A 6255-nucleotide genomic window follows, 5' to 3' on the forward strand; every position below is an offset into this window, starting at 1 on the left:
CACCTAGCCGAACAGGCCGTGCAGATACCAGCGGGCATCCTCCTCGCCGGCCTGGGCGGCAGAAACACGTTCGCGGTAGAGCCAATACCGCACGCCGCCCTCCCCTTCGGCGATGAAGTAATCGCGCTTGATGAGGGCGTCGTCCCACCAGCCGGATTCAATGCGCTCGGGCATCGATACCAGCCGCAGGGGGCCGCGGTAATACGGATAGTGCTTGCGCGTGAGCAACGGGATCGGCGTCTGCAGCAACCACAGCGGCCGCTCCGGCTGCTGGGCATGCCATTGCGCCAGCGCCTGGCGCGCGGCGGCACGGCTCTGCGCGGTGGTGGCGGCGTTCACCTCGACCCAGTGGTTGGCGCGCTCGGGACGGTGGTCGGCACACGGCTGCGGGTGGCGGACGTTGCCAGCGCCCAACCGCGCGATGAGCGTGTCGATCAGGCGAGCGGCGTCTTCGGCGCGCCCGCCCGGCTCGGGAAACAGCGATGCCGTGGGCGCTGCGAGCGGTGTGGCGTCGATCACCGTCAGACGCAGCTCGACCACCGGAGCGATCAGCGTCAGCCGGTGCACGCGCTCGTGCAGAACGCGCGACAGGTGCGCCAGCGTGCGAACCGGCTGTGCCAGCGCGATCTCGATGGGCGTGGAGGCGTCGGCATCCGCGCTGTCCCGGCCGCGCCGGCGTTCGTGTTCCAGCGTCAGGCGATATGTCTTGGCGCCCAGCTGATGCGCCGACAGCCAGCCGACCAGTTGCAGCAACAGTTGCTCAGAAGCCGCCAGCACGCCTTCCGCACTGTCGATGCGGCCCGGCAGTTCCAGCGGCACGTCAAAGCGCAGCGGTGCGGCAAACCACGTGAAACTCTCGTGTCCGGTGCCGTATGCGGCATCGAGCGCGTCGACCAGCCGCGGCCCGCAACGGCGGCGCAGGCCGCTGCGCGGCAAATCGCGCAAATCGGCCAACGTGCGGCAGCCGAGCCCCTCGAGCCAATCAGGCCGCGTCAGGCGCGCCACCGCATCGACCGACAATCGATCCAGCAGTGCAGACATGCGCTCCAGCCGCACCGCCCGCCGCGCCCAGCCCGAACGCATGGCCATGCGGCGACGCCCGCGCACCGACGCGGGACGCGTGCTGGCAAGCCACGCCGCACCGCGCGCCGTGGGGCCGGTGCCCAGCTGCGGCATCGCGCCCAGCCGGAACGCGCAATACTTCACCGCCCGGCACAACGCCCGATGGCCGCCAAACAGCCGCAAGCTGGCCTCCACCTCCAGCAGCACCGTGGATTCGTCCGCCACATCCAGCGTGACATGCGGAGTGAAAGCCAGCAGCGCCAGCGCCAGCGATTGCAGCAGCCGCGCCTCGGCCGCCGGATCGCGCTCCAGCTGCACCGCGTGCGGCACCAGCGCCTGCGCGCCAGCCCGGCGCAATCCGGGCCGAATGCCCTCGCGCATCGCCAGGCGGTTGGCCGACACCACGCGCTCCTGCTCCAGCACCATCACGGGCAAGGGCAGCGCAGCCGGGTCAGACCACCGGGGCCGAAGTGCGTCGAGCGGCAGACGGGGCAGATGCACCGCGATCCAGAACGGCATGATCGGAGGTGTCCTGATCAGAAGCGTCCGACAAGGCATCGAACGCGGCGGAAGACGATGGAGACGACAGTGCGGCCAGCAACGCGGCCGTGGCCGGATCCATGGTGAACGTTTCGGCAGGCAGCGCAGGCACAGGGCGCACGGAAGCGCGGCCGGCACGCAGCGGATCGGCCAGCGGCAGCAGCAGCGGCGTCTCACGCACCGGCCCGCGCCGCTTGTGAAAATGGACCGCCAGGGCATCGTCGCCCGCAGGTTCCAGCCCCAGCCGCAGCACTGCCGGCGACGACTCGCGCAACGCCTGCACGGGCCGGAATACCCAGATGGCACTCTCGCCCGCCTGGGCCAGCACCTGCAGCCGGCGCAGCGCCCCGGGACGCACCTGGTTCAGCCAGATCAGCACGCCTCCAAACGCCTGGCTGCGCACGATCTGTTCCGTGGCCCACAGCAGGTCGGCAGGCTTGTCGGCACGCACCCAGACGATCTGTTCGGGAGAGAAACCCCACCCCACCAGGCGCACCGCGTTGGGCAGATACGGCGGTCCGACCAGGGCGATGCGGCCTGCCCCGCTGCATAACGTAGACAAGGCCGGGCGCAGCAATCGGCATTCACCGATACCGGGTTGCGGGCACAGCAGCTCTGTCATGCCGCCAAGCGGCCAGCCGCCACCGGGCAGCTCGGCATTGAGCGCGTCATAACCGGTGGCCAGCACGCGACCGCCGCCCCGAGCGAGGCTGCCCGCGCGCCACAGGGCCGGGTGCAGCGTCTCGGGTGCCGGGATGGCCCGGCCATTCGATGCGGGCCGGCGTGGCCCGCACGTCACGGGCCCCATCGCGGGCGGACGTTCTGCCACGGCTTCGGCAAAGGAAAGAGACGGGGAGGACGCAAACATGGCGGACGGCAAGGCGAATCGCTTAAATACTGTATGGATAGGTTGGGTATCCACTTAGCTCCACCAGCCCAGGATAACTGGATGGATATACAGTATTCGTATGCTACACCGTCTCGGTCCGGTTCACTACATCCGCATACGTCACAGGGCCGGTAACGACCGCTTGGATATACAGAAGCACAACTTTTTCCCGCCGCCGACCGATTCCTCCAGGCCACCGCCGCCGCCCCATCGGCGTCTGCCGATTGATAACCCCAGAACATCAATCGTTTCCAAAATTGCACTTATCGTCTGCGGCCTTCCCGGCGAACATTGCCAACGCCCAGCCCTGCCTTGCTGGCTCACCATCGATACGACCCGCACGACGCCACCATGAAACACCTGCTTCTGAAGCTCTGCGCAACCGCGCTCCTCGCCACCTCGGCCGCGACGGCAAACGTGCAGGCCGCCGATCTGCACGTCATGACCTCCGGCGGCTTCACCGCCGCCTACAAGCTGCTGGGGCCGAAGTTTGCCTCCCAGACCGGCAACACGCTGCATACCGAACTCGGCCCATCGATGGGCAAATCGCCCGAAGCCATTCCGAACCGGCTCGCGCGCGGCGAGCCCGCCGACGCCGTCATCATGGTGGGCTACGCGCTTGACGAGCTGATCAAGCAAGGCAAGGTCATCCCGGATTCGCGCGTGGAACTGGCCGACTCGCGCATCGGCATGGTCGTGCGCGAAGGCGCGGCAAAGCCCGACATCAGCTCACCCGAGGCCCTGCGGCAAGCGCTGCTGCACGCCAAGTCGATCGCCTATTCGGACAGCGCCAGCGGCGTCTATATCGAGCGCGAGCTGTTCAGGAAGCTCGGCATTGAAGCGCAGGTCAAAACGAAGGCCAAGATGATTCCGCGCATTCCGGTGGCCTCGGTGGTAGCCAGCGGCGACTACGAAATCGGCTTTCAGCAGGTGAGCGAACTGCTGCCCGTGCAGGGGGTGAGCTTCGTCGGGAAGATTCCGGAGCCGCTGCAGTCCGTCACGCGCTTTGCCGCCGGCATCCCGGTGGGCGCGCAGCATCCGAAGGAAGCCAAGGCGCTGCTCGACTATCTCGCCTCGCCCGCTGTGCAGGCGGAGGTGAAATCGACGGGACTCGATTCCGTGCCCGCGCATTGAGAAGGCCCACCCTCGCCGGCCGGGCGATCTTGCTACGCGTCGCGTCTCGCGGCGGTACTGCGCCGGGCTTCGACGATGGTGCGGTAGAACGCTTGCGCCGCCGGTGTGAGCGGGCGCCCGCGGCGCTTGATGATGCCCACGCGCCGCTGCACGGCCGGCTCGACAAGCGGGACGCTCGTGAGGATGGGATGATCGCGCCCGGGCATGGCCATCGACGGTACCGCGGCAACGCCGAGCCCCGCTTCCACCAACCCGAGCAAAGTGGTGACGTGCCGCGTCTCGCAAACGCTGGACGCATGCGGCACCACCGCAGAAAGTGCCTGGTCGAGCAACAGGCGGTTGCCGGAGGTCTTGTCGACCGACACGTAGTCGTGCTCGTAGAGTTCACTCCACGTCACGCGCTTCTTGCGCGCGAGAGGATGATCGCGACGGCATGCCGCCACGAAGCGCTCCTGCAGCAGCAGCTTGAACTCGATCCCCGGCTCCTGGCTGCCCATGAAGCTCACGCCAAAGTCGGCCTCGCCGCTGATGACAGCCCCAAGCACCTCATTCGCACTCGCATCCAGCAGCTTCACCCGGATGCGCGGAAACCGGCGGTGATAGCTCGCAATGAGGCTCGGCAGGAAGTAATAGGCCACCGAAGGCACACACGCGATGGTCACGTGGCCCAGGCGGCTCGATGCCACATCGCGGATCCCCAATAGCGCTGCGTCGAGATCGTCGAGCAGCTGTTCAGCGCTGCGGGCGAACACGCGGCCGACGGTGGTGAGCGTCACGCTGCGTGTGGTGCGCTCGAACAGCGGCACGCCGAGCGCGCTCTCAAGCTTGTCGATCCGGCGGCTCAACGCGGGCTGGGAAATGCTGACGGCCTCCGCCGCCTTGCGAAAGCTCCCCAGCTCGACGACCGCGCGAAACGCCTGTAAGTCCGTCAAGTCAAAGTTGATCCCCACGAGCGTGCTCCGCATTTCAGATGCGGAGCATTTTGCAGCATCCAGCGCACGGCCCGGGCCCGGTAGCGCGGTTGCAGACTGCTCGGCTGGCTGAGGCCCTAGATATGCAGGAGCGCCAGCACCGCCAGAACGCCCCCGACCGCGCCCACGCCATACGAAAGCACCTGCATCCAGCGTCGGCGCGACAGCAGTGTGATGGCGGCCAGCGCAATCGACACCTGGATGGCGACCACCGCCTGCGCCCACCGGTGGTGATGGTGCACGGCACGCTCGCTCGCCTCGTCGGCTTCCCTGGCGAGGCGCTCCTGGTCTTCGGCCTGGCGGCGGATGTCTTCCTTCTCGGTGGCATAGCGCTGCGCCTCGCGCCGGGCGGCGACCTGGTCAGCCCCCGGCAATTGCGCAGTCAGCTCGGCGATGGCCTGCTTCTGCCCCTTGGCCTGGTAGTAGGCCCATCGGTTGGCGGCTTCGGTCTTGTGGATGGCTGCCTCGTTCTTGGCCAGCAGCGCGGCATTCTGCGTGGCGCCGCCCTGGTAGCCGAAGATGGCGCCGGCCGTTGAGAGAATCGCCGTCATGACGGCAATGCGGCCGGCAAAGCTGTCGGCGTGGCCGGTCTCGGCGGCGTGTTCGAGCACGTGATCGTGCGCCCCATGCACATGGAATCCTTCGGACATGTTGGCTCCCCTTTTTTTTCCGTTCTGGCATTGTCATGCGGCCCGTCGGGCGTGCGCGACACAATGCATCGACTCGTGCGCAAAGGCAACGCCCGCGATGCAATTGTCCAACGGATCGGGTGGCCGGGAGCGCCGCGCGGGCCGACCGTCTTCTGCAATACTGCAGTGGCCGTTTTCTGCCTTCAGGACAGCCTCACTTCACCATGCCCCTCACGCCCGCCGCCCAACGCCTCATCGCCCGCCTCGGTCTCGAACCGCACCCGGAAGGTGGCTTCTATCGCGAAACCTATCGCAGTCAGGAGCGCGTCCAGCGAGGCATCCCTGCCGTCGAACGTGCGGCTGCCACCGTCATCCATTACCTGCTGGCCGATGATGCATATTCCGCCTGGCATCGGATCCAGTCGGATGAGGTGTGGTACTTCCATGCGGGTGACTCGCTCAATGTGCATGTGTTGGAAGACGACGGTACGGTGCGCACGCATCGCCTGGGCCATGCGGCCGAGGACGAGGTGGCGGTGTACCACGCGGTGGTGCCGGCGCGCCGCTGGTTTGCCGCCGAGCGGGTACCGGGCGAACACGGCTATGCCCTGGTCAGCTGCACGGTGGCCCCGGGCTTCGAGTTCAGTGAGTTCGAGCTGGCCGATCACGCGACAGGCCATGTGCTGCTGGCAGATCATTCGGCGCATGACGGGTTGATCCGGAGGCTGCTGCCGCGGCCCGTGCGCTGATCAGCACCAGACCACGTTGTCATAGTCGACCGTGCGGCGATAAACGCTCATGCCGCGCCAGGTGCTGTACTCCATGTACGCGCAGCTGAGCACGACGATCCAGTTGGCTGCTGTGGTGGACATCTCTCCCTCCCATCCCGGCCGCGCCGCTCGGGTGCGATCGGCGCATTTCCAGTCTATGAGGCAAGTGCGCGCAGCCATTGCACGAGCACGACCCCTTCTGGGGCGCTATTCACGGCGCGGGCCGGCGGGTGGGCATCGTGCGCCGCTTGATCGTGGGG

The 6255-nt window shown here is 67.4% G+C and carries 7 protein-coding genes; 2 read left to right on the forward strand and 5 right to left on the reverse strand.

All coding sequences use genetic code 11. The features are described from left to right. Positions 1-3 precede the first annotated feature (3 nt). Positions 4-1581 carry a Y-family DNA polymerase gene (locus tag A6M56_RS01840; RefSeq protein ID WP_062738192.1) on the reverse strand — a complete coding sequence of 526 codons (1578 nt, stop codon included), beginning with the start codon at positions 1579-1581 and terminating at the stop codon, positions 4-6. Next, positions 1514-2410 carry a translesion DNA synthesis-associated protein ImuA gene (gene imuA / locus A6M56_RS01845; protein WP_373271731.1) on the reverse strand — a complete coding sequence of 299 codons (897 nt, stop codon included), beginning with the start codon at positions 2408-2410 and terminating at the stop codon, positions 1514-1516. Before imuA ends, A6M56_RS01840 begins: the two co-directional genes overlap by 68 nt. Before the next feature lie 432 nt (positions 2411-2842). Here imuA and A6M56_RS01850 point away from each other — a divergent pair, with 432 nt between their 5' ends. Next, positions 2843-3625, forward strand: a complete 783-nt coding sequence (locus A6M56_RS01850; RefSeq protein ID WP_062738268.1) for a substrate-binding domain-containing protein — start codon at positions 2843-2845, stop codon at positions 3623-3625. A gap of 32 nt (positions 3626-3657) precedes the next feature. Here A6M56_RS01850 and A6M56_RS01855 read toward each other — a convergent pair whose 3' ends face one another. Both A6M56_RS01855 and A6M56_RS01860 read right to left on the reverse strand, forming a co-directional pair. Beyond that, a complete protein-coding gene (locus A6M56_RS01855; RefSeq protein WP_045220258.1) occupies positions 3658-4575 on the reverse strand; it encodes a LysR family transcriptional regulator in 918 nt (305 codons plus the stop codon). 98 nt (positions 4576-4673) lie between these two features. After that, positions 4674-5246, reverse strand: a complete 573-nt coding sequence (locus A6M56_RS01860) for a DUF4337 domain-containing protein (protein ID WP_102079335.1) — start codon at positions 5244-5246, stop codon at positions 4674-4676. A 203-nt stretch (positions 5247-5449) separates the two neighbouring features. Here A6M56_RS01860 and A6M56_RS01865 point away from each other — a divergent pair, with 203 nt between their 5' ends. Beyond that, the gene (locus tag A6M56_RS01865) at positions 5450-5974 is read left to right on the forward strand and encodes a cupin domain-containing protein (RefSeq protein ID WP_045218348.1); all 525 of its coding nucleotides are present in this window, start codon (positions 5450-5452) and stop codon (positions 5972-5974) included. Here the strand turns inward: A6M56_RS01865 and A6M56_RS01870 are convergent, their stop codons facing one another. Then, positions 5975-6097, reverse strand: a complete 123-nt coding sequence (locus A6M56_RS01870; protein ID WP_257983859.1) for a hypothetical protein — start codon at positions 6095-6097, stop codon at positions 5975-5977. It abuts the gene before it with no gap. Positions 6098-6255 lie beyond the last annotated feature (158 nt).

The sequence above is a fragment of the Ralstonia sp. RL genome (assembly GCF_001683835.1).
GTDB lineage: Bacteria > Pseudomonadota > Gammaproteobacteria > Burkholderiales > Burkholderiaceae > Ralstonia > Ralstonia mannitolilytica.

Bases quoted from the DNA above. Each gene is read 5' to 3' on its own strand.
- imuA (WP_373271731.1), bottom strand. From the start codon at position 2,410: ATGGGGCCCGTGACGTGCGGGCCACGCCGGCCCGCATCGAATGGCCGG.
- A6M56_RS01860 (WP_102079335.1), bottom strand. From the start codon at position 5,246: ATGTCCGAAGGATTCCATGTGCATGGGGCGCACGATCACGTGCTCGAA.
- A6M56_RS01870 (WP_257983859.1), bottom strand. From the start codon at position 6,097: ATGTCCACCACAGCAGCCAACTGGATCGTCGTGCTCAGCTGCGCGTAC.
- A6M56_RS01865 (WP_045218348.1), top strand. From the start codon at position 5,450: ATGCCCCTCACGCCCGCCGCCCAACGCCTCATCGCCCGCCTCGGTCTC.
- A6M56_RS01840 (WP_062738192.1), bottom strand. From the start codon at position 1,581: ATGCCGTTCTGGATCGCGGTGCATCTGCCCCGTCTGCCGCTCGACGCA.
- A6M56_RS01850 (WP_062738268.1), top strand. From the start codon at position 2,843: ATGAAACACCTGCTTCTGAAGCTCTGCGCAACCGCGCTCCTCGCCACC.